The organism is Methylobacterium oryzisoli (genome assembly GCF_046557895.1).
Taxonomy (GTDB): domain Bacteria; phylum Pseudomonadota; class Alphaproteobacteria; order Rhizobiales; family Beijerinckiaceae; genus Methylobacterium; species Methylobacterium oryzisoli.
In genome coordinates, this window is record NZ_JBKIBX010000036.1 from 21,561 (window position 1) to 45,937 (window position 24,377).

Here is a 24,377-nt window from a genome sequence, read left to right on the forward strand (position 1 = left end):
GCGCGCCGCCCCGGGGGTGCCCGGACTGGATTGCGCGAGAGACGGTTTGGACGCCTCTAAGGTCGCGCGGCGCAGCCAGGGATGCGTATAGAACACTTCGAAACTGCCCGCTACGGGGGCGATGGGATGCGGACGTGAGGCGGACGATGGAGGACGAGACGCGGGGCGGCGCATGGATCGTGCGGCCATGCGGCTGACCGCCGAGGGGCTCGCCTGCCGCCGCTCGGGGCGGCGCATCTTTTCCGGCCTGTCCTTCGCCCTGGGGCCGGGCGAGGCGCTGGTGGTCACGGGGCGCAACGGGGCCGGCAAGTCGTCGCTGCTCGCCATCCTGGCCGGCCGGCTCGCGCCGGAGGCCGGCACCCTGCGGGCCGAGAACGTCGGCGAGCGCACGATCCCCGAATGCCTGCACGTCGTCGGGCACCGGGACGGGCTCAAGGGCGCGCTCACCGCGGACGAGAACCTGACCTTCGCCCGCGATCTGCTGGGCGCCGCGACGCTCGCGCCCCGCGCGGCGCTGGCGCGGCTCGGCCTCGCCCACGCGGCGGGGCTGCCGGTGGCCTACCTGTCGGCCGGGCAGCGGCGGCGCGTGGCGCTCGCCCGCCTGCTCGTCTGCCGCCGGCCACTCTGGCTCCTCGACGAGCCGACCGCGGCCCTCGACGTCGCCTCGCAGGGCCTGCTCGCCGGGCTGATGCGCGAGCACCTGCGCGAGGGCGGCCTCGTGATCGCCGCCACCCACCAGGCGCTCGGGCTGGAGGAGGCGCGGACCCTCTCGATCGAGGATTTCCGGCCGACCGGCCCGGCGCGCAGCGATCCGTTCGCCGAATCTCCCGCCGAGGCCGCCCGATGATCCGCCCCTTCCTCGCGGTGCTGGTGCGCGACCTGCGGCTCGCCGGCCGGATCGGCGGCTCGGGGGCGCTCTCGCTCGTCTTCTTCCTGATGATCGTCGTGCTGGTGCCCTTCGCCCTCGGGCCCGACCTCAACCTCTTGTCGCGGATCGGGCCGGCGATCCTGTGGCTCGCGGCGGTGCTCGCCACCCTGATCGGCCTCGATCGCCTCTTCCAGGCCGACGAGGAGGACGGCTCCCTCGACCTCCTCGCCGGGGCGCCCGCGCCCCTCGAACTCGTGGTGCTCGCGAAAGTGCTGGCGCACTGGCTCACCACCGGCCTGCCGCTCGCGCTGGCCGCGCCCCTGTTCGGGCTCCTCGTGGCGCTCTCGCCGGCCGCGATGGCCGGGACGAGCCTGACGCTGCTGGTCGGCACGCCGGCGCTCACCTTCATCGGGGCGGTGGGTGCCGCGCTCACCGCCTCGATCCGCCGCGGCGGGCTGATCCTCGCCGTGGTGGTGCTGCCCCTGATGATCCCGACCCTGATCTTCGGGGTGTCGGCGGCGGACGCGGCCACGGGCGGCACCGTGCCGCTCGCGACCCCGCTCCTGATCCTCGGGGCGCTGAGCCTCGTGGCGGGCGTGGTGGGCACCCTGGGCGCCGCCGCGGCGCTCCGCTGGAGCGAATGACCCTCAGAACACCGCCTGCCCGAGCAGCACCGCCGCGATCACGATCACCACCGCGATGATCAGGAAGAGGCCGAACAGCAGGCGGGCGATGCCGCGGGCGCCCGAGGCCACGTTGGTGAAGCCCAGTGCACCGGCCACCAGCGAGATCACGAAGAAGATGATCGCCCATTTCAACATGGCAGCGGAAGTCCCGTCTCTGCGAAAACCGGATCGATAACCGGCACGGCCACGCTTCGTTCCGCGGCCACTGCGCCCATCGTCCGCATTGCCGGGCCGGGGCGGGGCGCGCTACACCGCCTGCATGGCACAGGGGTTCTTCACCCGGCTCGCCCAGCCGGGCCGCTTCATGCGCTGGTCGGGCGCCGCCCTGCCGTGGATCGGCGGCCTCGCGGGCGTGCTGCTGCTCGCCGGCCTCTACCTGTCGTGGTTCGTCGCGCCCGCCGACTACCAGCAGGGCGAGACGGTCCGGATCATGTTCATCCACGTGCCCGCCGCGTGGCTCGGGGTCTTCTTCTACGGGGCGATGGCGGTCTCGGCGCTCGGCACCCTGGTCTGGCGCCATCCCCTGGCGGACGTGGCCCAGCGCGCCGCGGCCCCGATCGGCGCCGCCTTCACGCTGATCTGCCTCGTCACCGGCTCGCTCTGGGGCAAGCCGATGTGGGGAACCTACTGGGTCTGGGACGCGCGCCTGACCTCGATGCTGGTGCTGCTCCTGATCTACGCCGGGCTGATCGCCCTGTGGCGGACGATCGAGGATCCGGGCCGGGCCGCGCGCGCGGTGGCGATCCTCACCCTGGTCGGGGCCGTGAACCTGCCGATCATCAAGTTCTCGGTGAACTGGTGGTCGACGCTGCACCAGCCGGCCTCGATCCTGCGCATGGGCGGGCCGACCATCCACCCGACCATGCTCTACCCGCTCCTCGTGATGATCGCGGCTTTTTCGGTGCTCGGCATCGCGCTCCATCTCGCGGCCATGCGCACCGAGATCCTGCGCCGCCGGGTGCGCACGCTGGCGATCCTCGAAGCCGAGCGCCTCGACGCCCCCAGCCCCGCGGCCCAGGCCGCCTGACCCCGGGACGCCTGCCGTGGACCTCGGACCGCACGCCGTCTTCATCCTGGGCGCCTACGCCTTCACCGCCCTGGTGGTGGGCGGGCTGATCCTGCACGCCGTCCTCGACCACCGCGCGCAGAGGCGGGCGCTGGCCCGGCTCCAGGGCGGGGGGAGCGACGCGTGAGCGCTCGCGAGACCGCGCCGCTCCCGGAGGCCGGCGCGCCCGCCGAGGAGGCGCCGCGCCGCGGCCGGCTGCTCTTCCTGCTGCCGCTCCTCGTCTTCGTGGCGCTCGCCGGCGTCTTCCTCGGCCGGCTGCTCACCCGGGGCTACGATCCCTCGACGGTGCCCTCCGCGCTGATCGGCCAGCCGATCCCGGCCTTCAACCTGCCGCCCCTGCCCGACCTTGTGGCGGAGGGTCGGCCGGTGCCGGGATTTTCCAGCGACGACCTCAAGGGCAAGGTCACGGTGCTCAACGTCTGGGCCTCGTGGTGCGCCCCCTGCCAGGTCGAGCACCCGATGCTGATGCGCCTGTCGCGCGACGGGGTGAACCTCGTCGGCATCGACTACAAGGATGCCCCCGAGAACGGCCGCCGCTTTCTCGGCCGGCACGGCAACCCCTTCCGGGCGGTCGGGGTCGATGCGAGCGGGCGCACGGGCATCGATTTCGGGGTCTACGGCGTGCCCGAGACCTTCATCATCGGCCCGGACGGCCGCATCCGCGACAAGCTCGTGGGCATCCTCACCCCCGACAACTACGCGGCCTTCCTGGAGAAGGTGCGGGCGGCGGAGAAGTAGGTCCTACTTCGGCAGCGCGTAGATATTGACCTCCAGCCCGTCGTCGCCCGGGTCCTTCAGGTCCGTGAGGTACTCTTCCACGAAGGCGTCCTGGACCACGATGCCCTTGGCGTCGAGATAGGCCGTCACGGTCTCGTAGGTCTGGTCGATCTCGCCGTAGGGCCCCTTGTGGACGAAGCGCAGGGCCTTGCCGCTCGGCGTGGTTCCGAAGCGCAGACCCTCGGGCTTGGTCTCGGGGATGCGCTCGACCGGCACCATCGCCTCGTACTGGAACCCCTCGTCGTCCGTGCGGGTGAAGACCGCCACCGGCCGCCCGACCGCCCGGATGCCGGCCCGGGCGAGGTCCGCGTCGAGGCGCGCGAAGGTCTCCTTGAGGCTCGGCACCGCCGCATCCCACTTGGCGCTGCCGGCCAGGATCGCGGCGGGGCGCGCGGGCAGCATCACCTCGTCGACGTCGGACGGGTCGCCGGGTTTCTCGACGAGCGGCTGGCGCGGGCCGGCGGGCGCGGGGGCCGCCGGCACCGCCTTCTCGGGCAGCGGCGCCCTGGGCGCCTCGGCCGGCCCCGGGCCCGGGCCGGGATTGGTCGTGGTCGGCAGCGAGTTGGTCTGGGCCGGCGGGGGCGCCTGGGCCGCGGCGGTCGCGAGGGAGAGCAGGAGGGCGAGCGCGGTCAGCGGGGTACGGGAAGCTGTCACGGGCGAGGCGCTCCGGTCGGAAGAAGGGTTCGGCCCGCGATTCGCCGGCAGGCTCGAACGCCCCCGACCCTACTGCCGTTCCGGCAGCGCGGCGAGAGCGCCGCTCGCGCGCGGCCCCAACTCGGTCCATATACCGGGAAACCGCCCCAGACCCGGACCCCTTTTCGCATGTCCCCCCTGGCCCATCGCCGCTTCCTGAAGATGAACGGGCTCGGCAACGAGATCGTGGTGCTCGACCTGCGCGGCACGGGCGCCGTGGTGCGCCCCGAGGAGGCCCGCGCCATCGCGGCCGATCCGCGCTCGCGCTTCGATCAGCTGATGGTGCTGCACGATCCCCGCGGCCCCGGTGCCGAGGCCTCCTTGCGCATCTACAACACCGACGGCTCGGAGGCGGGGGCCTGCGGCAACGGCACGCGCTGCGTCGCCTGGGCGATGCGGGAGGACCCGCGGATGGGCCGCCCGGGCGGACGCCTCGTGCTGGAGAGCCGGGCGGGGCGGCTCGCCGTGGACCGCGTCTCGGCCACCGTGTTCACGGTGGACATGGGACCGCCGCGGCTCGCCTGGGACGAGATCCCGCTGGCCGAGCCTTTTCCCGATACCCGCCGCATCGAATTGCAGATCGGCCCGATCGACGATCCGGTGCTGCACTCGCCCGGCGTGGTGAGCATGGGCAACCCGCACGCGGTGTTCTTCGTCGACCGCGACCCCGCCGGCTACGACCTCGCCCGGATCGGCCCGCTCCTCGAAGCCCACCCGATCTTCCCCGAGCGCGCCAACATCTCGCTGGCGCAGGTGATCGATCGCGGCCGCATCGTGCTGCGCGTCTGGGAGCGGGGCGCCGGCCTCACCCGGGCCTGCGGCACGGCGGCCTGCGCGGCCCTGGTCGCGGCCGCGCGCCTGCGCCTCACCGGGCGCGAGGCGGTGGTGAGCCTGCCCGGCGGCGACCTCACCATCGCCTGGGGCGAGGACGACCACGTGCGCATGACCGGCCCGACGGAACTGGAATGGGAGGGCTCGCTCGCGCCCGGCCTGTTCGCCGGGGCGGCCTGATGCCCGTGGAGGTGCTGAGCTTCGGCTGCCGCCTCAACGCCGTCGAATCCGACTCGATGCGGCTCCTCGCGGAGGGCGCCGGCCACCGCGACCTGACGCTCGTCAACACCTGCGCGGTGACGCAGGAGGCCGGCCGGCAGGCCCGCAAGGCGATCCGGGCCGCCGCGCGCGCCGCGCCCGGCCGGCCGGTGGTGGTGACGGGCTGCGGCGCGCAGGTCGAGACACAGGCCTACGCGGCGATGCCCGAGGTCGCGGCCGTGATCGGCAACGACGCCAAGCTGCGGGCCGCGACCTGGAGGCCGGAAAGCTGGGCGCGGCTCGGGGCGGAGCGCGTGCGCCCCGACGACATCATGGCGGTGCGCGCCGCGCCCGCAGTGCCGGTCGCCCGATCGGCCGGGCGCACGCGCGCCTTCCTGCCGGTGCAGACCGGCTGCGACCACCGCTGCACCTTCTGCGTCATCCCGTTCGGGCGCGGTCCCTCCCGCTCGGTGCAGGCCTCCTCCGCGGTCGCGCAGGTCCGCGCCCTGGTGGCGGACGGCGCCCGCGAGGTGGTGCTCACCGGCGTCGACCTCACCGCCTACGGTCGCGACCTCGCCGAGGGGACGAGCCTCGGCGGCCTCGTCAAGGCGATCCTGCGCGCGGTGCCGGACCTCGACCGGCTGCGCCTCTCCTCGATCGATTCCGTGGAGGCCGATGCCGACCTCCTCGACGCGCTCGCCACCGAGGCACGGCTGATGCCCCACCTCCACCTCTCGCTGCAGGCGGGCGACGACCTGATCCTCAAGCGCATGAAGCGCCGCCACGGCCGGGCCGACGCGATCCGCTTCTGCGAGACCGTGCGGCGCCTGCGCCCCGACACGGTCTTCGGCGCCGACCTGATCGCGGGCTTTCCCACCGAGACCGAGGCGCAGTTCGCCCGCTCCCTCGACCTCGTGGAGGCCTGCGGCCTCACCCACCTGCACGTCTTCCCCTACTCGCCCCGCCCCGACACGCCCGCCGCCCGCATGCCGCCGGTCGCTCCCGAGGCGATCCGCTCCCGCGCCGCCCGCTTGCGCGAGGCCGGCGCGGCGGCCCTCGCGCGCCGCCTCGACGGCGAGGTCGGCCGCACCGCCCGGGTGCTCGCCGAGCAGGGCGGGACCGGCCGCACCGAGGCTTTCCTGGCGGTGCGGCTGCCGGAAGGCGTGGCGCCCGGGACGATGGCCGATCTCGCGCTCACCGGGCATGACGGGCGGGTGCTCACCGGCATCCTCGGATGACCGCGCCGCGCGGGGCGCCGCCGCAAGGTCCGGGATCCTCCCCTGAGCGCGAGACCGCACGGTCCGCCCGGCCGACGACCCTCCGGTCCCGCTACGAGGACGCCGTCCGCGCCCTGCAGCAGCAGGTCGCCGCGATGCGGCGCGACAGCTTGTCCGCCGAGGCCATCGCGCGGGCCGTGCATGCGGAGCGCCGGCGCTTGGCCGTTCACTTCAAGGATCTGACGCCGGAGCCCGACCGGACCCGCATCCGCGAGCGGACGCTACAGGTCTACGGACGCCCGGACGGTCCCTCGATCGCGTTCCTGAGGGCGCAGGGCAAGTCCTGGGAGGCGATCATCGAGAGCGCGACGCGTCCGGGCCGCATGGACGAAGGGCGGTCCGACCCGGCGGACGACCGGGACTGATCCGCGATCCGAGGAATCCGTTCGGATCTCGGATCAGACACCCCGCGCCGCGGAGCCGAGGCTCCGCACGCCTGAGCGAAGCCGAGATCCGCAGCACCAAGGGCTGCCTGGGCTCACGTCAGGATGCCGTATGACGCCATCCCCCGGAACGGTCGCGATCCCGTGCTGCGTCATCGTGCGGGCGGTGGCGTGCCGGCGCATCTCGGCCCGGGCGACCGAGTCCCTTGCGCCCCGCGCCCCGCCGCGCCATCAGGCCGCCGATGTCGCCCGCCCTGCCCTCTCTCCCGATCGAGGCCGTCCTCGGCGATCTGCTCGGGGTACTCGAAGCCCGCCCGAACGCCGTCCTGGTCGCCCCGCCCGGGGCCGGCAAGACGACCCGCGTGCCCCTCGCCCTCCTCGACGCGCCCTGGCGGGAGGACAACCGGATCATCGTGCTGGAGCCCCGCCGCCTCGCCGCGCGGGCCGCGGCCGAGCGCATGGCCTCGCTGCTCGGCGAGCGCGTCGGGGACACGGTGGGCCTGCGGGTGCGGCTCGGCTCCAAGGTCTCGGGGCGCACCCGCATCGAAGTCGTCACCGAGGGCGTCTTCGCCCGCATGATCCTCGACGATCCCGAACTCACCGGGATCGCCGCCGTGCTGTTCGACGAATTCCACGAGCGCTCCCTCGACGCCGATCTCGGCCTCGCCCTCGCCCTCGACGCCCAATCGGGGCTGCGCGAGGACCTGCGGCTCGTCGCGATGTCGGCGACCCTGGACGGCGCGCGCGTCGCCCGGCTGATGCAGGACGCCCCCGTGATCGCCTCGGAGGGCCGGGCCCACCCGGTCGAGACCCGCTACCTCGACCGCGACCCGAACCGGCGCATCGAGGAGGCAGTGGCCGAGGCGGTGGAGCGGGCGCTGCGGGCCGAGCCCGGCTCGATCCTCGCCTTCCTGCCCGGCCAGGGCGAGATCCTGCGCGTCGAGCGGCTGCTGCGCGAGCGGCTGGAGCGCTTCCCCGAGGTCGATCTCGCGCCGCTCTACGGCGCGCTGGAGCGGGGCGAGCAGGACCGGGCCGTGCGCCCGTCTCCGCCGGGGCGCCGCAAGGTCGTGCTGGCCACCTCCATCGCCGAGACCTCGCTCACCATCGAGGGCGTGCGCGTGGTGGTGGATTCGGGCCTCGCCCGGGTACCGGTCTACGAGCCCGATCTCGGCCTCACCCGCCTCGTCACCGTGCGGGCCTCGCGCGCCGCGGTGGACCAGCGCCGGGGCCGCGCGGGCCGCACGGAGCCCGGCCTCTGCTACCGCCTGTGGGCCGAGGCGGCGACCGGAGCGCTCGAACCCTTCACGAAGCCGGAGATCCTCTCGGCCGACCTCGCCGGCCTCGTCCTCGACTGCGCCGCCTGGGGGGTGTCCGATCCGGCCGCCCTGCCCTTCCTCGATCCGCCCCCCGCGCCGGCGCTGGCCGAGGCGAAGGCGCTGCTCGCCGGCCTCGGCGCGCTCGACGCGGACGGGCGCCTCACGCCCGACGGGGCGCGGCTGCGGGCGCTGCCGCTGCCCCCGCGCCTCGCCCGCATGGTGGTGGGAGCCGGGCGGCACGGACGGGCGGCGGCGCGGGAGGCGGCCGACCTCGCGGCGGTGCTGGTGGAGCGCGGCCTCGGGGGCGACGCGGTCGACCTCACCGAGCGCGTCGAGCGCTACCGCCGCGAGCGGGCGGGCCGGGCCGAGGACATGCGCCGCCTCGCCGCCGGCTGGGTGCGGGCCGCCGAGCCCGCTCAGGCTGAGGGCGAGGTCCCGTCCCTCGGGGCGCTCCTGGCGCTGGCCTATCCCGACCGGATCGCCCGGGCGCGGGGCCGGCCCGGCGAGTTCGTGCTGGCGAACGGGCGCGGCGGCGCCCTCGATCCGGCGCTGGCGCTCGCGCGCGAGCCCTTCCTTGCGGTGGCCGAGATCGTCGGCAAGGCCGCTTCCGCGCGCATCCTCGCGGCGGCGCCGCTCGGCCTCGACGCGATCGAGGCCCTCTTCCCCGATCGGATCGAGTCCCGCACCCTCGTCGCCTTCGATCCGGCCGCGAAAACCCTGCGCGCGCGCGCCCAGCGGCGCCTCGGCGCGCTCACCCTCGGCGAGCGCATCCTGCCCGCACCCGCCGACGAGGCGGGCGCGCGGCTCCTCGCCCGGGGCATCGCGGATCTCGGGCTCGACGCCCTGCCCTGGTCGAAACCCGCCCTGCAATGGCGCGAGCGGGTGCGGTTCCTGCACCGGGCCGAGGGGGAGCCCTGGCCCGACCTCTCGGACGCGGCGCTCGCGACCGGCGTCGAGGCGTGGCTCGCCCCCCACCTCGTCGGGCGCACGCGCCTCGACGAGATCGGCGCCGACACGGTGTTCGAGGCGCTCCAGGCCCTGCTGCCCTGGGCCCTTCGGGCGCGGCTCGACACCGAGGCGCCGACCCATGTCGAGGTGCCCACCGGCTCGCGCATCCCGGTCGATTACGGGGCCGAGGAGCCGGTCCTGGCCGTGCGGGTGCAGGAGCTGTTTGGCCTGAGCCGCCACCCCACCCTCGGCGGCGGCCGGGTGCCGCTGGTGCTCCACCTGCTCTCGCCGGCCCAGCGCCCGATCCAGATCACCCGCGACCTGCCGGGTTTCTGGCGCGGCTCCTGGGCGGGCGTGCGCGCCGACATGCGCGGCCAGTACCCGCGGCACCCCTGGCCGGAGGATCCGGCGAACGCCGCCCCGACCCGGCGGGCGAAGCCGCGGGGGACGTGAGCGCCGTCATGCCGTGTTCTAGACACATGGTCCGTGCCCAGTCGTTGCGAGATGCACGCCCATGAATGTCAAGAAATGACGACGGCACCGTGCATGTGCGTGCGCAGGCGAGGTCGGTTTTTCGACTGATCTGGAGATCAGCTCGAGGCTGAGCGCATTTTGGCATCCGTGTCGGCTTTCGTTTTGCGGCGCACAGATTTCCTTCCCTTGATCGCCGGTGGGATGCTCAGGGTCGCATCCGGCCTGCCCGGCAGGCTGACGACGACCTTGACCTCCCCGCCGAGCGCCGCCGCGATCCGGGCGATCGTGGACACCTGCATGTCCGCCGTCGGCTTGCCTTCAAGCTTGGCGACGTAGGCCTGAGACGTCTCGAGCGCGTCGGCGAGTTCGGCCTGGGTCATCCCCATCTCGCGCCGAAACTGTGCAAGCGTTCGACTCTCTTGAATGAGGCGGTCCGCCTGCATGCGGATCTCCGCCTGATCCTCCGCGGAAAAATCGGCGAGGATATCGGCGAGCGGCACGGTGGCGCCGGGCTTGGTCCCGTTCGTCATGACTTGGGCCTCCTCGTCCCGGACTGCGTCTTCGTCGCGTCCCGCATCCCCTGCTCGGCCGCGGCGAACCGGTCGTCGGCCTTGGCGATCATCTGCTTGTAGACGAGCGCGGAGGACTTTCCACCCTTGGCGGCCGCTGCGAGCACGATGGCCTTGCGCCGCGTATCGAAGGCATAAGCCACCCGCCATTCGACCTTGTTCACGGTCGGACGCAGCTCCTTCATGTTCGCGTGCTTCGACCCCTTCAGGCTGTCGGCCAGGGGCCGACGAGCTGAGGCCCCTCGCTCGCGAGGGCCGTGGCGTAAGCAGCGATCGCCTTCCGCACGTCGGCATCGAGCGCCCTGAACTCGGCGCGGAACGCGGCATCGAATTCCACTGACCAGGGCATACGGCCTGATATAACCTCTGAGTTATATCGTCAATGACTTGGCGGCTATCGTGATGGTCTGCCGGCGCGACATCGCGGCGATCGTGGCCCACCCTCGCGTGCCGAGGCGGTTGGTGCCATGCGGACACGCTCGAACGACCGAGGTGATCCGGCCTGCGCAGGAGTGCGGCCGAAGGCGGATCAGGACCGGCGCCAGCGCGCCTCCACCACGGCCGTCGCGGCCCGGAACGCGGCCTCCGCGTCGAGATCCGTGGTGTCGATCACGACCGCGTCCTCGGCGATGCGTAAGGGCGCAGCCGCGCGGTCCTTGTCGCGGGCGTCGCGGCGCTGGATGTCGGCGAGCACCGCCTCGTAGGCGACCGCCTCGCCGCGCCCGCCGAGTTCCCGGTGGCGGCGGCGGGCGCGCTCCTCCGGCGCCGCGGTGATGAACAGCTTCACGGGCGCGTCGGGGCAGACCACGGTACCGATGTCGCGCCCGTCGAGCACCGCCCCGCCCTCGGCCCCGGCGAAGCGCCGCTGCCAGTCGAGCAGCGCCGCCCGCACGGCGGGCAGCGCCGAGACCACCGAGGCCGCCTCGCCCATCGCCCGCTCGCGCAGACGCGTATCGCCGAGGGATTCCGCCCGGAGCGACCGGGCCGCGTCCTCCGCCGCGGCGGGATCCGCGAGGTCGCGGTCCGCATCGAGCAGCGCCAGCGCCACCGCCCGGTAGAGGAGCCCGGTGTCGAGGTGCGGCAGGCCGTAATGCAGCGCGAGGCGTCGGGCGAGCGTGCCCTTGCCGGAGGCGGCCGGTCCGTCGATCGCGATCACCATCCCGCCCTCACGCCGAGAACGCGGCGCCGAGCGACCGCAGGTCGGGCAGGAAGCCGGGATAGCTCGTGGCGATCATCGCGCCGTCGTCCACCGTCACGGGGTCGCGGGCGGCGAGTCCCATCACCAGGAATGCCATCGCGATGCGGTGGTCGAGATGCGTCGCCACGGTGCCGCCGCCCGGCGCCGCCGCGCCGTCGCCATGCACCAGGAGGTCGTCGCCCTCGACCCCATGGGCGACGCCGTTCTGCCTCAAGCCGTCCGCCACCGCGGCGAGGCGGTCGGATTCCTTCACCCGCAGCTCGTGCAGGCCCCGCATCCGCGTCGTGCCCTGCGCGAAGGCCGCCGCGACCGCGAGCACCGGGTACTCGTCGATCATCGCGGGCGCCCGCTCCGGGGGCACAACCACGCCGGTGAGGCGGCTCGCCCGCACGCGCAGGTCCGCGACGGTCTCGCCGCCCTCCTCGCGCTCGTTGAGCCGCACGATGTCGGCGCCCATCTCGAGGAGCGTCGTGATGAGGCCGGTGCGCAGCGGGTTCATCATCACGCCCTCGATCACCACGTCCGAGCCCGGCACGATCAGGGCCGCGACGAGCGGGAAGGCCGCCGAGGAGGGATCGGCCGGCACCACCACGTCGGCCGCCCGCAGGGTCGGCTGGCCGGTGAGCGCGATCGCGCGGCCGTGGCCGCCCGGCCCGTGCGGCGTCACCGCCACCTCGGCCCCGAACAGGCGCAGCATCCGCTCGGTGTGGTCGCGCGTCGCCGCCGCCTCGATCACCGTGGTGGTGCCGGGCGCGTTGAGCCCCGCGAGCAGCACCGCGGACTTCACCTGGGCGGAGGCCACCGGCGTCTCGTAGGTGATCGGGATCGCCTCCGCGGGACCGCGCAGGGTGAGCGGCACGCGCCCGCCCTCCTGCTGCGCCACCACGACCGTGCCCATCCGCTCCAGCGGATCGAGGATCCGGCGCATCGGCCGCTTGCGCAGGGAGGCGTCGCCGTCGAAGGTCGCGGTGACGGGCTGGCCGCCGACCACGCCCATCATCAGCCTTGAGCCCGTGCCAGCGTTGCCGAAATCGAGCACGCCCTCGGGGTCGCTCAGGGCGCCGATGCCGACGCCCCGCACCCGCCAGCGCCCGGGACCGTCATGATCGATCCCGGCGCCGAGCGCCCGGGCGGCGGCGGCGGTGCGCAGCACGTCGTCGCCTTCGAGCAGGCCCTCGACGCGGGTCTCGCCGATGCTCAGCAGGCCCAGGATCATCGCCCGGTGCGAGATCGACTTGTCGCCGGGCGGGCGCAGGGCGCCCCGCAGGGGTGTCCCGGCCCGGGCGGCGATGGGGGACGGAGGGGAATCGTGCGACACGGGCAGGCTTGACCGGCAGGGGGTGAAGGGGGCGGCGGGTCCGTTACCACGCGGGCGGGCGCCCGTCATCCGCCACCCAAGGCGGGACGGAAGGATGGTGTCCGCCGCGATGATCGGCGCGGTGATTTGACAGCGGCGGCGCCCCCGACTAACCGGGCGCTTTCCCGACGATCCTCAAGGGCTTTCGAACCGTGGCCAGACCGGAACTCGGCTTGAAGCGCCAGTGCATGAGCTGCGGCGCCAAGTTCTACGACCTCAACAGGGACCCCGCCACCTGCCCCAAATGCGGCACGGTCTACCAGATCGCGGCCCTGACCACGACGCGGATGCCGGCCCCGGCGATCGCCAGCCGTCCGAGCCCGGAGGACGACAGCGACGAGGAGACGAGTGGCCCCGAGATGGTCTCCCTCGACGAGGTCGAGGCCGCCGAGGAAGGCGCCGACACCTCCGTGGACGACGAGGCCGACGTGGGGGATGCGGGCGGCGACGACGACACCTTCCTGGAGGAGGACGAGGAGGGCGGCGACGACGTCTCCGACCTGATCGACGGCGACATCGAGTCGGACGAGGAATCGTGAGCCCGCCGCGGCCGAGGCGACGCCCGGGCCGCGCTTAAATCCCGGCCGCGTCTCGCGAATCCGGCCCCGTCACGAAATCTTCGCGCAAGGACGCCGCGGGGGCTTGTCTCGGCCGCGGCGCCCTCATATACAGCCGCCACCGAACGCGGCAGCCCCTCGGGGCGCTTCGGACGGCTCTCGCCGACGTCCCAACCGTCGGCGCCGATCAGTGGGGCCATAGCTCAGTTGGGAGAGCGCTTGAATGGCATTCAAGAGGTCGGCGGTTCGATTCCGCCTGGCTCCACCAGATCTCCTCCGGTCCTGAGAACCCGGATTATCACCCGGTCGCTCGCGCGGCCGGTCGACTGCGCGACACCCGCGGTGCGTCCCATGGCGCCGTGGACGAGGATGGGGCCATAGCTCAGTTGGGAGAGCGCTTGAATGGCATTCAAGAGGTCGGCGGTTCGATTCCGCCTGGCTCCACCAGATCTCCTCCGGTCCTGAGAACCCGGATTATCACCCGGTCGCTCGCGCGGCCGGTCGACTGCGCGACACCCGCGGTGCGTCCCATGGCGCCGTGGACGAGGATGGGGCCATAGCTCAGTTGGGAGAGCGCTTGAATGGCATTCAAGAGGTCGGCGGTTCGATTCCGCCTGGCTCCACCAGCGCATCGATCGGCCTGACGGGCCAAGCCCTGACGACGCGGTCGACGTGGCGGGCTCGGATCTTATCCGCTCTTCCCGCTTGATAGCCGTGGGCAATCGCGGCCGCCTTCTCTTCAGCCCTCCCGGCCATTTCCAAGACGAGTGGAACGAAGCGGAAGGAGATCCGGGAGCCAGCCCAATGAAGCCGCGAAGCGTCAGCCTTTTGCGACGGTGCTGACGAGCAGAGCCGCTTCTTCCAGCGGTGAAAGTCGACCAAGCCTCGTCGTGCTATTGCGGTGCCCCTGACGCTGGATTGGCTGAGCCCCGCGCATCACCGTGAGGCACAGGGGGCGGCCGGATGCGCCGAAGCCGCCGCGCGGGGTGAATACCCGGCCTGAGATCCGCCGGCTGACGCGCTCCCCCACGCCGAGCGAGGGAGGAGCGCGCCGCCCACGGCATCACGCCTTCATGGCGTCCGCCTTCTCGATCAGGGCCTCGGCCATGCGGATCGAGGCGATGTCGATCAGGCGGCCGTCGAGGGAGACGGCGCCGCGCCCGGCCTTGGCCGCCTCCTCCATCGCCTGGAGGATGCGCCGCGCCTTCGTCACCTCGGCCTCGGTGGGGGTGAAGACCTCGTTGGCCAGGTCGATCTGCGAGGGGTGGATCGCCCATTTGCCCTCGAAGCCGAGCGCCGCGCAGCGCCGCGCCGCCGAGCGGTAGCCGTCCGGATCGCTGAAATCGCCGAACGGCCCGTCGATCGGGCGCAGCCCGTAGGCGCGGCAGGCCACCAGCATGCGGTTCTGGGCGAAGAGCCAGGGGTCCTGCCAGTGGGTCTCCCGGCGGCCCTCCTCGTCCTTGTCGGTGAGCACCGAGAAGTCGGGGTTCACGCCGCCGATCACGGTCGAGCGGGCGCGGGTCGAGGCCGCGTAGTCGGCGACGCCGAAGGACATCGCCTCCAGCCGCTTCGAGGATTGCGCGATCGCCTCGACGTTGGCCATGCCGAGCGCCGTCTCGATCAGCACCTCGAAGCCGATCGGCGTCTCGCGCTTCTTGGCCTGCTCGATCTGGGTGACGAGCACGTCGATCGCGTAGACGTCCGCCGGCACGCCGACCTTGGGGATCAGGATCATGTCGAGGCGCGGGCACGCCTCCACGATGTCGACCACGTCGCGGTACATGTAGTGGGTGTCGAGACCATTGATGCGGATCATCATGGTCTTGCTGCCCCAGTCGATCTCGTTGAGCGCCTGGATGATGTTTTTCCGGGCCTGCTCCTTGTCGTCGGGCGCGACGGCGTCTTCCAGGTCGAGGAAGATCACGTCCGCGGCCGACTTCGCCGACTTTTCCATGAAGGTCGGGTTGGAGCCCGGCACCGCGAGTTCCGAGCGGTGCAGGCGGGCCTTGGCCTGCGGGATCAGGGTGAAGCTCATGCGGGTCTCTCCTCGTCGGGGATGATGCAGTGGGCGCGGCCGTCAGCCCGTGGCGCCGAAGCCGACCGCGATGCAGTTGATCGAGAGCAGGAGCGCCGACTTGAAGCTCTCGCGCCGGCTCTCGTCGGGCTCGCCGCGGAAGCGGCGCAGCAGCTCCACCTGCTCGCGGCTCACTTGGTTGATCACCGGCAGGCGCTCGGCGAGCCGGGCGCGGTATTGCGGGAAGCGCTCGGCGACGCCTCGGTCGCCGCTCACCCGCATCACCATCGCGCAGGTCAGCCGGTACTCGGCCTCGATCATGGAAAAGATCTCCTCGCGGATGCGCTCGTCCTCCACGAGGCCGGCGAAGTCGCGGGCAATGGCGAGGTCGACGGTGAGCAGCGTCTTCTCCACCTCGTCGAGGACGAGGCGAAACAGGCGCGATTCCGCGAACATGCGCCGCAGGAGCGCCTCGCCGCCCTCGCCCCGCACGTCGAGGAAGCTCTGGAGCCCGCTGCCCACCCCGTACCAGCCGGTGATGACGTGCCGGTTCTGCGACCACGCGAAGACCCACGGGATGGCGCGCAGGTCGCCGAGCGACCGCGCCCCGAAGCGGCGGGCCGGGCGCGAGCCGATGTTGAGGAGCGCGATCTCGTCCAGCGGGCTCGCCGCCCCGAAATAGGTCACGAGGTCGGGGTGCGACACGAGCTTGACGTAGGCCGCCCGCGAGGCGCCCGAGAGCGCCTCCAGGGCGTCGTCGAACTCGGGATGCGGCGCGAAGGACCGGTCGCGCTCGGACTGGAGCGCGTGCGCGAAGACCGAGGAGGCCAGGAGCTCCATCTGGTAGGCGGCGGTGCCGCGGTTGGCGTACTTGAACGACACCACCTCGCCCTGCTCGGTGGTGCGGAAGCGCCCGCGGATCGAGCCCGGCGGCTGGGCCGCGATGGCCCGGCCGGTGGGCGCGCCGCCGCGGCTCACCGAGCCGCCGCGGCCGTGGAAGAAGGCGATCGGCACGCCCGCCTGCTTGCCGATCTCGGTGAGCTTGGCCTGCGCCTTGGCGAGTTCCCAGTTCGACGACACGAAGCCGCCGTCCTTGTTGGAATCCGAGTAGCCGATCATCACCTCCTGCACCCCGCCCTGCCAGCGGGTGGAGCGGCGGACCAGCGGGATCTGCAGCAGGTCCTTCATGATCTGCGGCGCGGCCCGCAGGTCGTCGATGGTTTCGAACAGCGGCACGATCGGCAGCGGGCAGATCTCGACGCCGGCCGCGTCGAGGAACAGGCCGGCCTCCTTGGCGAGCAGGTAGACGCCGAGGATGTCGGGCACCGAGTGGGTCATCGACAGCACGAAGGCGCCGAACGCCTCGCGGTCGAGGTCGGCGCGCATCTCGCCGACCAGCCGGAAGGTCTCCAGCGTCTCGCGCGCCTCGTCGGGCAGCGACTGGAACGAGCGCTGGCCCGCGAGCGGGCGCGCCAGCTCCTCCAAGAGCCAGTCCCGCCACGCGGGCGAATCGACGTCCGGCGGTTCGGCCTCGTCGGCGTGCCCCTGCGCCCACAGGGCGTGGAGGGCGCGCGTGGTGCGGGTGGTGTTTTCGCGGATGTCGAGGCGCACGGTCGAGAAGCGGAAGATCTCGACCATGCGGCGCACTGGCCGCACGAGGTCGACCGCGAGCGAGGGGCATTTCGCGTCGGTGAGCCCCTGCTCCAGAATGCGCAGGTCGTTGATGAGTTCGTCCGCGTCCGAGTAGTCGGGTGCCCCCGTGATCGCGTCGCCCTCGTTGCGGGCGATCGTCGCCTCCAGCTTGCGCAGGATGCAGGTGAGGTACTGCCGATAGACTTCGCCGGGGTTGCGCCGCTCGATGCCGCGCGCGTCGCCGCTCGCCGCGAGCTGGCGCGCCAGCTCCGCCTTGAAGGAGGCGGGGGCCGGCAGCGAGCGCTCGCTGATCGAGAGCATGCGCCCGAGATGCGTGACGCCGTCGCGGTAGCGGCGCATGCTGGCGAGCGCGTTGCGGCGCAGGGTGGCGCGGGTGACGGCGGCGGTGACGAAGGGATTGCCGTCGCGGTCGCCGCCGATCCACGAGCCGAACTGGAAGAAGGCCGGCACCTCGAACGTCTCGTCCGGGTAGTATTCCCGCAGGCTCTCCTCCAGGGAGACCATCACCTCGGGCAGCATCTCGAACAGCGTCTCGTCGAAGAAGTGCAGGCCCCAGGCCACCTCCTGCTCGACGCTCGGCTTCTCGAGGTGGAGTTCGCCCGTCATCCAGACGAGTTCGATCTGGTCGCGCAGATCCGCCATCAGGCCGGTGCGCTCGCGCTCGGTCCAGCGCGGCAGCTCCAGTTCGCGCAGGAGCAGGTAGATGCGCCGGAACTTTTCCAGCACCGTGACGCGCTTGCCCTCGGTCGGGTGCGCGGTGAGCGTCGGGCGGATGCGCAGGTCCTTGAGGAGCGCGTGGATCTCCCGCGCCGGGATGCGCCGCTCCACCGCCTCGGCCAGCACCGCGCTGAAGGAGCCGCGCAGCGCATGGCGTCCCTCCGTCCGCTCCACGTGGCGGCGGCGGCGCATGGCGGTGTTCTGCTCGGCGATGGAGATGAGCTGGAACCAGATGCCCTGCACCTGCAGCGCGCGGGCCATCAGCTCGGGCGAGAAATCGGAGATGTTGGCGTTGCCGTGCAGCACGCCTTCCAGCTCCGGCTCGTGGCGACGGCAGACGTCGAGCAGCGAGTGGAACAGGATGTCGATCGCCTCGCGGAACGAGGTGCCGGTGATCACGGGCGGCGCGAACGACGGATCGGCCGCGCCGGCGGGGACGGGAAGCGCATGGTTCATCGTCGGCCCCTTGGCTCGTGGGGGTCCGGGGCCCGAGGCCCCGGCGGGTCGAGGGCAGAGCCCCGTGGGGATCGGGGCGGAGCCCCGGGCGGGGGCTGCGCGCCCCCGCAACCGCGCCAGAGGGGCGGCCGCCCCTCTGGGCTCCGGTCAGGCCGCCCGGCGGCGGGAGGCCATGACCTGCGCCATGGTGGCGCCGAACTCGCCCGGGCTCGGGGCGACGGTCAGCCCGTAGGAGCGCATGATCTCGGCCTTCTCGGCGGCGCTGTCGCCGGCCGCCGAGATGATCGCGCCGGCATGCCCCATGCGGCGGCCCTTCGGGGCGGTGAGGCCGGCCACGAAGCCCACGACCGGCTTCGACATGTTCTCCTTGATCCAGGCCGAGGCCTCGGCCTCCTGCGGGCCGCCGATCTCGCCGATCATCAGCACCGCGTCGGTGTCCGGATCCGCCTCGAACAGCGCGAGGTGGTCGAGGAAGGACGAGCCGTTGATCGGATCGCCCCCGATGCCCACCGAGGTCGAGATGCCGAGGCCCACCGCCTTCATCTGCGAGGCCGCCTCGTAGCCGAGCGTGCCGGAGCGCGAGATCACCCCGATGTTGCCCTTGAGGTAGATGTGGCCGGGCATGATGCCGAGCATCGACTTGCCGGGCGAGATGATGCCGGCGCAGTTCGGGCCGACCACCATCGAGCGGCGCTCCTTGGGGTAGCGCTTGAGGTAGCGCTTCACCCGCATCATGTCCTGGGCCGGGATGCCGTCGGTGATCGAGCAGATCAGCCGGATGCCGGCATCGGCCGCCTCCATGATGGCGTCCGCCGCGAAGGGCGGGGCCACGAAGGTGATGCTGGTGGTGGCCCCGGTCTCCCGCACCGCGTCCTTGACGGTGTCGAAGACCGGGATGCCGAGATGGCTGCGCCCGCCCTTGCCGGGGGTCACGCCGCCGACGACGTTCGAGCCGTACTCGATCATCTCCTTGGCGTGGAAGCTGCCCTTGTCCCCGGTGATGCCCTGGATGAGGATCGGGGTCTTCTCGTCGATCAGGATGCTCATGGGGTGGTCCTCCTTCAGGCCGCCGCGCGGCCGCCCTTGACGGCCTGCACGGCCTTCTCGGCGGCTTCCGTCAGGGTGTCCGCGGTGATGAGGTCGAGCCCGCTCTTCTCCAGGATGGCCTTGCCGGCCTCGACGTTGGTGCCCGCGAGCCGCACCACGAGCGGCACGGTGATCTGCACCTCCTGGGCGGCCTGGATGACGCCCTGGGCGATCCAGTCGCAGCGGTTGATGCCCGCGAAGATGTTGACGAGGATCGCCTTGACGTTCGGGTCCGAGAGGACGAGCCGGAAGGCGGTGGCCACGCGCTGCGGGCTGGCGCCGCCGCCGACGTCGAGGAAGTTCGCCGGCTCGCCGCCCGCGTGCTTGATCATGTCCATCGTCGCCATGGCGAGGCCCGCGCCGTTGACGATGCAGCCGATCTCGCCGTCGAGGCCGATGTAGTTGAGGTTGTGCTCGGCGGCCTGCGCCTCGCGCGGGTCGCTCTGCGAGGGGTCGTGCATGTCCGCGATGGCGCGGCGCCGGAAGAGGGCGTTGTCGTCGAACGACATCTTGGCGTCGAGCGCCAGCACCCGGTCGTCCTTGGTGACGACGAGCGGGTTGATCTCCAGCATGGTGGCGTCGCAGTCGCGGAAGGCGCGATAGGCGCTCATGATGGTCTTCACGGCGCCGCCGACCTGCTTGATGTTGAGGCCGAGCTTGAAGGCGAGTTCCCGCGCCTCGAACTGCTGCAGGCCCACCGCCGGCTCCACCACGACCTGGAGCAGCGCCTCCGGATCGGTGGCGGCGATCTCCTCGATGTCCATGCCGCCGCGCTGCGAGGCGATGACGCGCACGCGCTCGGCCTTCCGGTCGAGGACGAAGCCGAGATAGAGCTCGCGCTCGAACGGGTCGGCGGTCTCGATGTAGACGCGCTGGACCGGCTTGCCCTCGGGCCCGGTCTGGTGCGTGACGAGGCGCTTGCCGAGCAGGTCCTTGGCCGCGTCGCGCACCTCGTTGTAGGTCTTGCACAGGCGGATGCCGCCGGCCTTGCCGCGGGCGCCCGCGTGGATCTGCGCCTTCACGGCCCAGTGCCAGCCGCCGAGTTCGGTGGCGGCGTAGACCGCCTGGTCGGGGCTGAAGGCGACGGCGCCCTTCGGGATCGGCACGCCGAAGCTCGCCAGCAATTCCTTGGCTTGGTACTCGTGGACGTCCATGATCGCCTCCTCGTCTCGTCTTCGGGCATCTTGGATCGGGACGCGCGGCCCCGTTCCGGGAGCGGCTGCGCTCCCGGTCGAAGATGATCCCCGCCCTGCCCCTGGGGCATCCGCTCCCGGCTGTCGCCGGGAGCGGCCGGTCAGCTCAATTTTGCTTTGACAACATCGTAGGTCTTCTCGGTCAGGGCATCGGTCCCGGAGAGAAGACTTTCCAGTTCGCGCAGGCGTCCCTCCGCGAAGTCGCGGTCGGTCATCGCCTTGGCGTTCACGTAGACGTTGAGCGCCGCGCTGCGCAGGCCCGCGGCGGCCGACAGGACCGCGACGCCCGCGTCGCTGATCACGTTGAGGTTGCCCTTCTCGGCGGCGACCGCCGCGAGGTCGATGACCTCCCGGCAGGCGCGGCAGCAGGCGAGCGGCACGTCGGTGGCCTGCCGGAGTGCGACCTGGATCGCCTCCGCGCGGGTCGCCTTCTCCGCGTCGCTCGCCTTCGGCAGGCCGTAGGCGCCCATCACGGCGTCGAAGGCCGCGACGTCCTCGGCGATCATGCCGGTGAGGGTGGCGCGCAAGTCCTCCGCCTTGTCGCGGAGCGCCTTCAGCTCCTCCTCGACCTCGGCGTACTTCTTCTTGCCGATGGTCAGGTTGCAGACCATCGACACCAGCGCCGCCCCCATGGCGCCGGAGATCGCCGCAGCCCCGCCGCCGCCGGGGGTGGGCTGCTCGCTCGCGAGCCCGTCGAGGAAGCCCGCGACCGTTTCGGTCGCCGCGGCCGTCTCGGGCGCCGCGGCCGTCCCGGGCGCCGCTTTGGTGTCGTGCTCGGCCATCACGCCATCTCTTTCGCCAGCGCGTAGATCTCTTCCGCGTCGAGGAGCGACTCGGTGCTCTCGAACAGCTTGGCCACGCAGGCGCGGTGCAGCTTGAGCTTGAGCCCGCCGATGCCGAGCGCGCCGAAGGCCTTCTTGCCGTGCCGGTCCTTGCCCTTGTCCATCGCCTCGATGCCGCCGAAGCCCAGCGGCGGCTGGGCGTTGTAGTCGGCGAGGAACTGGATGCTCGCCTCGTTCCGCCACGCCTCTTCGGGGAGGAGTTCGAGGCCGATGGCGCCGGCGGAGAAGACCACGTGGGCGCCCTTCACGGCCGCCGCGCGCGCGCCGGCATCGGCGGTTTCGAGCGCCTGCACGGCGACGCCGAAGCGCGTCTCGATCGCGCGGGCCGATTCCTCGGCCTTGGCCTTGGAGCGCCCGGTGAGCACCACCTCGGCGCCCTCGCGGGCGAGCAGCGCCGCCGAGCGCATGCCGACCGGGCCGGTGCCGGCGAGCACCACCGCGCGGCTCCCCTTCAGCGACCCGGCCGCCTTGGCGACCAGCGCCACGCCCGCCGCCGCCGTGGTGTTGGAGCCGTTCGAGTCCAGCATGGCGGAGACCCGGAAGGGCCCGAAGAAGCGCTTCTTGACCGCCTCGAACACCGCCTCGCCGGCCGCCATGTTGCCGCCGCCGACGAAGATCGCGGTCGACTTCTTCTCCGAGCCGCCGCGGGTGTAGATCGTCCCGTCGACGAGCGCGCCGACGGTGTCGGGCGTCACGTTGCCGTAGCCCGTGATGGCATCGGCCCCGCCGTCGTAGCCCACCACCGTGTCGAACACGCTCGGCATGGCGTCGGTGTCGAATTGGAACAGAAGCTTCTTCATCTCACTCATGATCCCTGGCCGCTCGCGCGGCGCTTGCCCTGGCCGCTCGCGCGGCGTGCGTTCCTCCGGGCGGCCGGCGGCGCCCTGGCGCCCGCCCTCCCCGGCTCCCGTGTTCGAGCGCCTTCGCGCCCTATTCCACGACGTTCTGCGGACGCCCCGCCACGAAAGCCTCGATGTTGTCGACGAGCTGGTCGGAGAGGATCTGCATCGCCTCCTTGCTCGCCCAGGCCACGTGCGGCGTGACGATCAGGTTCGGCAGGTCGAGGTCGAGCAGCACGTTGCCGTCCACCGGCGGCTCGGTGGTGAGCACGTCGAAGCCCGCCCCCGCGATGGTGCCGTTCCGCAGCGCCTCGGCGAGCGCCGCCTCGTCCACCAGCCCGCCCCGGGCGGTGTTGATGAGGATCGCGTCGCGCTTCATCTTCGCGAACTCTTCTCGCCCGATCATGTTGCGGGTCTCAGGCGTCAGCGGCGCGTGCAGCGTGATGACGTCGCTCTCGCGCAGGATCGTCTCGAAGTCGACCAGCCCCTCCTGCGGGAAGACGTCGTAGGCGATCACCTTCATGCCGAGCGCCTCGGCGCGCTTGGCGATCGACTTGCCGAGCGCCCCGTATCCGACGATGCCGAGCGTCGAGCCCGCGATGTCGCGGATCGGATAGTCGAAGTAGCAGAACTGGCGCGACTTGTTCCAATCCCTCCGGCGAGTCGAATTGGCGTAGGGCACGATGGCGCGGCGCAGCGCGAAGATCAGCGCGACCACGTGCTCGGGCACGGTGTTGAAGGCGTAGTTGCGGATGTTGACGACCGTGATGCCCTGCTCCTTGGCCACCGCCTTGTCGACGATGTCGGTGCCGGTCGCGGCGACCGCGATCAGCTTCAGCTTGGGCAATTGCCGCAGGGTGTCGGCCCGCATCGGCACCTTGTTGACGATCGCGATCTCGGCGTCGGCCAGCCGCTCGACGATCTGGTCGGGCGCCGTGACGTCGTACTCCTTGTAGGTGTGCGGGAAACTGAACTCGCGCACCTGGGCATCGAGCGTCTCGCGGTCGAGGAAGACGATCGTGTGGGACATGCGTGGGGTCTCCGGGCTGGCCTCGTGCGGGAAGCGGGGCCGCGGGTCCGCCATACCAGACCCGCGGCGGATTCCTCACGCCCGGACGACGCCGTCGGAGTGGTTGCGGTCGAAGATGCCCGCCTCGCTCGGGCGCCGGTCCTTGGCCAGGATGGTCTCGCGGAAGTGTTTTTGCGCGGCCCCGACGCCGCTGCCCGGCTCGATCTTGATACCCGCGTCGAGCATCGCCATCTCGGCGCCCGCCAGCGCGCCGAGCAGCATCAGGTCGTTGAGGTCGCCGAGGTGACCGATGCGGAAGAGCTTGCCGGCGACCTTGGACAGGCCGGCGCCGAGCGCGAGATTGTAGCGCCGGAAGGCGATGTCGATCACGTCGGCGCCGTTGATGCCCTCGGGCACCATGATGGCGCTCACCGTGTCGGAGTTCCACTTCGGGTCCTTGGCGCACAGGGTGAGGCCCCAGGCGCTCACGGCGGCGCGGCAGCCGTCGGCCAGCACCCGGTGGCGCTCGAACACCCGCTCCAGCCCCTCCTCGAACAGGCAGCGCATCGACTCGCGCAGGCCGTAGAGCAGCGGCAGGGCCGGCGTGTAGGGGAAGTAGCCGGTGGCATTGGCCTTCGACTGGTCGCCGAAGTCGAAGTAGACCCGGCGGCACTCGGCGGTCTTGTAGGCGGCGAGCGCCTTGGGGCTGACGCAGACGATGCCGAGGCCCGCCGGCAGCATCAGGCCCTTCTGCGAGCCGGTGATGGCGCAATCCACGCCCCACTCGGAGGCCCGGAAGTCGATGCTGCCGATCGAGGACACGCCGTCGACGTAGAGCATGGCCGGGTGGCCCGCCGCGTCGATCGCCCGGCGCACGGCGCCGACGTCGCTCGTCACGCCGGTGGCGGTCTCGTTGTGGACGATCATCACCGCCTTGATGCGGTGCTCGCGGTCGGCGCGCAGCGCCTCCTCGATCCGGTCGGGATCGGCGCCCGTGCCCCATTCCTCGTCCTGGATCACCACCTCGAGCCCGATGCGCTGGGCGAGGTCGATCCACAGCGTGCTGAACTGGCCGAAGCGCGAGGCCAGCACCCGGTCGCCCGGCGAGAGCGTGTTGGTGAGGGCCGCCTCCCAGGCGCCGGTGCCGGAGGACGGGAAGATGAAGACCTGCCCGTCCTTGGACTTGAAGACCTTCTTCATGTCCTCGAACAGCGGCAGCGTCAGGTCCGGGAAGGACGACGAGCGATGGTCCTCCATCGGCACGATCATCGCGCGCTGCACGCGCTCCGGCACGTTGGTCGGCCCCGGCACGAAGAGGAAGTTGCGACCCGGCCGTCTCGATCCTGCCATGATAGCCTCCAGTGTCCTTC

At 72.2% G+C, this 24,377-nt stretch carries 24 protein-coding genes and 3 tRNA genes; 13 read left to right on the plus strand and 14 right to left on the minus strand.

Annotated features, from left to right (window positions below; translation table 11 throughout):
• Nucleotides 1-187: 187 nt before the first annotated feature.
• Both ccmA and ccmB read left to right on the plus strand, forming a co-directional pair.
• Nucleotides 188-847, plus strand: a complete 660-nt coding sequence (gene ccmA / locus ACKUB9_RS25800; protein WP_407528582.1) for a heme ABC exporter ATP-binding protein CcmA — start codon at nucleotides 188-190, stop codon at nucleotides 845-847.
• Entirely contained in the window at nucleotides 844-1,512 is a 669-nt protein-coding gene (gene ccmB / locus ACKUB9_RS25805) for a heme exporter protein CcmB (protein ID WP_407528584.1), read from the plus strand. Before ccmA ends, ccmB begins: the two co-directional genes overlap by 4 nt.
• Nucleotides 1,513-1,515: 3 nt before the next feature.
• On the opposite strand, the gene ACKUB9_RS25810 is transcribed toward ccmB, so the two are convergent.
• Nucleotides 1,516-1,689, minus strand: a complete 174-nt coding sequence (locus tag ACKUB9_RS25810; RefSeq protein WP_287747922.1) for a DUF1328 domain-containing protein — start codon at nucleotides 1,687-1,689, stop codon at nucleotides 1,516-1,518.
• A gap of 124 nt (nucleotides 1,690-1,813) precedes the next feature.
• On the opposite strand from ACKUB9_RS25810, the gene ACKUB9_RS25815 reads away from it, so the two are divergent.
• From ACKUB9_RS25815 to ACKUB9_RS25825, 3 genes are read left to right on the plus strand one after another with little or no spacing between them, the layout of a single operon-like run.
• The gene (locus ACKUB9_RS25815) at nucleotides 1,814-2,581 is read left to right on the plus strand and encodes a heme ABC transporter permease (RefSeq protein WP_407528586.1); all 768 of its coding nucleotides are present in this window, start codon (nucleotides 1,814-1,816) and stop codon (nucleotides 2,579-2,581) included.
• A 16-nt stretch (nucleotides 2,582-2,597) separates the two neighbouring features.
• Nucleotides 2,598-2,747 (plus strand): heme exporter protein CcmD, encoded by a 150-nt coding sequence (gene ccmD, locus ACKUB9_RS25820; RefSeq protein WP_407528588.1) that lies wholly within the window; start codon nucleotides 2,598-2,600, stop codon nucleotides 2,745-2,747.
• Entirely contained in the window at nucleotides 2,744-3,358 is a 615-nt protein-coding gene (locus ACKUB9_RS25825; protein WP_407528591.1) for a DsbE family thiol:disulfide interchange protein, read from the plus strand. Before ccmD ends, ACKUB9_RS25825 begins: the two co-directional genes overlap by 4 nt.
• A gap of 3 nt (nucleotides 3,359-3,361) precedes the next feature.
• Here ACKUB9_RS25825 and ACKUB9_RS25830 read toward each other — a convergent pair whose 3' ends face one another.
• Nucleotides 3,362-4,051, minus strand: a complete 690-nt coding sequence (locus tag ACKUB9_RS25830) for a GyrI-like domain-containing protein (RefSeq protein WP_407528592.1) — start codon at nucleotides 4,049-4,051, stop codon at nucleotides 3,362-3,364.
• Nucleotides 4,052-4,219: 168 nt separating this feature from the next.
• Here ACKUB9_RS25830 and dapF point away from each other — a divergent pair, with 168 nt between their 5' ends.
• From dapF to hrpB, 4 genes are all read left to right on the plus strand, one after another.
• Nucleotides 4,220-5,101: a diaminopimelate epimerase gene (gene dapF / locus ACKUB9_RS25835; RefSeq protein ID WP_407528594.1), complete on the plus strand. Its 882-nt coding sequence runs from the start codon at nucleotides 4,220-4,222 to the stop codon at nucleotides 5,099-5,101.
• Nucleotides 5,101-6,357 carry a tRNA (N(6)-L-threonylcarbamoyladenosine(37)-C(2))-methylthiotransferase MtaB gene (mtaB, locus tag ACKUB9_RS25840; protein WP_407528596.1) on the plus strand — a complete coding sequence of 419 codons (1,257 nt, stop codon included), beginning with the start codon at nucleotides 5,101-5,103 and terminating at the stop codon, nucleotides 6,355-6,357. The genes dapF and mtaB overlap by 1 nt, the downstream gene beginning before the upstream one ends.
• The gene (locus ACKUB9_RS25845) at nucleotides 6,354-6,761 is read left to right on the plus strand and encodes a hypothetical protein (RefSeq protein WP_407528598.1); all 408 of its coding nucleotides are present in this window, start codon (nucleotides 6,354-6,356) and stop codon (nucleotides 6,759-6,761) included. The genes mtaB and ACKUB9_RS25845 overlap by 4 nt, the downstream gene beginning before the upstream one ends.
• 260 nt (nucleotides 6,762-7,021) lie before the next feature.
• Nucleotides 7,022-9,496, plus strand: coding sequence for an ATP-dependent helicase HrpB (hrpB, locus tag ACKUB9_RS25850; protein WP_407528599.1), 2,475 nt, complete (start codon nucleotides 7,022-7,024; stop codon nucleotides 9,494-9,496).
• A gap of 137 nt (nucleotides 9,497-9,633) precedes the next feature.
• On the opposite strand, the gene ACKUB9_RS25855 is transcribed toward hrpB, so the two are convergent.
• The 4 genes from ACKUB9_RS25855 to aroA all read right to left on the minus strand — a co-directional run bounded on the left by ACKUB9_RS25855 (nucleotide 9,634) and on the right by aroA (nucleotide 12,602).
• Nucleotides 9,634-10,047 (minus strand): helix-turn-helix domain-containing protein, encoded by a 414-nt coding sequence (locus ACKUB9_RS25855; RefSeq protein ID WP_407528601.1) that lies wholly within the window; start codon nucleotides 10,045-10,047, stop codon nucleotides 9,634-9,636.
• Nucleotides 10,044-10,445 (minus strand): type II toxin-antitoxin system RelE/ParE family toxin, encoded by a 402-nt coding sequence (locus tag ACKUB9_RS25860; RefSeq protein ID WP_410823912.1) that lies wholly within the window; start codon nucleotides 10,443-10,445, stop codon nucleotides 10,044-10,046. Before ACKUB9_RS25860 ends, ACKUB9_RS25855 begins: the two co-directional genes overlap by 4 nt.
• A 170-nt stretch (nucleotides 10,446-10,615) precedes the next feature.
• Nucleotides 10,616-11,245 (minus strand): (d)CMP kinase, encoded by a 630-nt coding sequence (cmk, locus tag ACKUB9_RS25865; protein ID WP_407528604.1) that lies wholly within the window; start codon nucleotides 11,243-11,245, stop codon nucleotides 10,616-10,618.
• A 7-nt stretch (nucleotides 11,246-11,252) separates the two neighbouring features.
• Nucleotides 11,253-12,602 carry a 3-phosphoshikimate 1-carboxyvinyltransferase gene (aroA, locus tag ACKUB9_RS25870; protein ID WP_407528606.1) on the minus strand — a complete coding sequence of 450 codons (1,350 nt, stop codon included), beginning with the start codon at nucleotides 12,600-12,602 and terminating at the stop codon, nucleotides 11,253-11,255.
• 191 nt (nucleotides 12,603-12,793) lie between these two features.
• Between aroA and ACKUB9_RS25875 the strand changes: the two genes are divergently transcribed.
• The 4 genes from ACKUB9_RS25875 (at nucleotide 12,794) to ACKUB9_RS25890 (ending at nucleotide 13,824) form a co-directional block, all read left to right on the plus strand.
• Complete coding sequence (locus tag ACKUB9_RS25875; protein ID WP_407528607.1) at nucleotides 12,794-13,180, plus strand: TIGR02300 family protein; 387 nt, start codon at nucleotides 12,794-12,796, stop codon at nucleotides 13,178-13,180.
• Between the two features lie 210 nt (nucleotides 13,181-13,390).
• Nucleotides 13,391-13,466, plus strand: a tRNA-Ala gene (locus ACKUB9_RS25880).
• Nucleotides 13,467-13,569: 103 nt separating this feature from the next.
• Nucleotides 13,570-13,645: transfer RNA gene (locus tag ACKUB9_RS25885), tRNA-Ala, on the plus strand.
• Nucleotides 13,646-13,748: 103 nt separating this feature from the next.
• Nucleotides 13,749-13,824, plus strand: a tRNA-Ala gene (locus tag ACKUB9_RS25890).
• 437 nt (nucleotides 13,825-14,261) lie between these two features.
• Here ACKUB9_RS25890 and ACKUB9_RS25895 read toward each other — a convergent pair.
• The 8 genes from ACKUB9_RS25895 to ACKUB9_RS25930 form a co-directional block, all read right to left on the minus strand.
• On the minus strand, nucleotides 14,262-15,233 hold the full coding sequence (locus tag ACKUB9_RS25895; protein ID WP_407528608.1) for an HpcH/HpaI aldolase/citrate lyase family protein: 972 nt from the start codon (nucleotides 15,231-15,233) through the stop codon (nucleotides 14,262-14,264).
• 42 nt (nucleotides 15,234-15,275) lie between these two features.
• A complete protein-coding gene (locus tag ACKUB9_RS25900; protein WP_410823903.1) occupies nucleotides 15,276-18,038 on the minus strand; it encodes a phosphoenolpyruvate carboxylase in 2,763 nt (920 codons plus the stop codon).
• A 147-nt stretch (nucleotides 18,039-18,185) separates the two neighbouring features.
• Nucleotides 18,186-19,085, minus strand: coding sequence for a succinate--CoA ligase subunit alpha (sucD, locus tag ACKUB9_RS25905; protein ID WP_407528610.1), 900 nt, complete (start codon nucleotides 19,083-19,085; stop codon nucleotides 18,186-18,188).
• 14 nt (nucleotides 19,086-19,099) lie between these two features.
• Nucleotides 19,100-20,278 (minus strand): malate--CoA ligase subunit beta, encoded by a 1,179-nt coding sequence (locus tag ACKUB9_RS25910; RefSeq protein ID WP_407528612.1) that lies wholly within the window; start codon nucleotides 20,276-20,278, stop codon nucleotides 19,100-19,102.
• A 140-nt stretch (nucleotides 20,279-20,418) separates the two neighbouring features.
• Nucleotides 20,419-21,099, minus strand: coding sequence for a methenyltetrahydrofolate cyclohydrolase (gene fchA, locus ACKUB9_RS25915; protein ID WP_407528614.1), 681 nt, complete (start codon nucleotides 21,097-21,099; stop codon nucleotides 20,419-20,421).
• Nucleotides 21,099-21,959: an NADP-dependent methylenetetrahydromethanopterin/methylenetetrahydrofolate dehydrogenase gene (locus tag ACKUB9_RS25920; RefSeq protein WP_407528616.1), complete on the minus strand. Its 861-nt coding sequence runs from the start codon at nucleotides 21,957-21,959 to the stop codon at nucleotides 21,099-21,101. The genes fchA and ACKUB9_RS25920 overlap by 1 nt, the downstream gene beginning before the upstream one ends.
• A gap of 130 nt (nucleotides 21,960-22,089) precedes the next feature.
• Nucleotides 22,090-23,028: a D-2-hydroxyacid dehydrogenase gene (locus tag ACKUB9_RS25925; protein WP_410824784.1), complete on the minus strand. Its 939-nt coding sequence runs from the start codon at nucleotides 23,026-23,028 to the stop codon at nucleotides 22,090-22,092.
• A 75-nt stretch (nucleotides 23,029-23,103) separates the two neighbouring features.
• Nucleotides 23,104-24,357: an aminotransferase class V-fold PLP-dependent enzyme gene (locus tag ACKUB9_RS25930; protein ID WP_407528617.1), complete on the minus strand. Its 1,254-nt coding sequence runs from the start codon at nucleotides 24,355-24,357 to the stop codon at nucleotides 23,104-23,106.
• Nucleotides 24,358-24,377 lie beyond the last annotated feature (20 nt).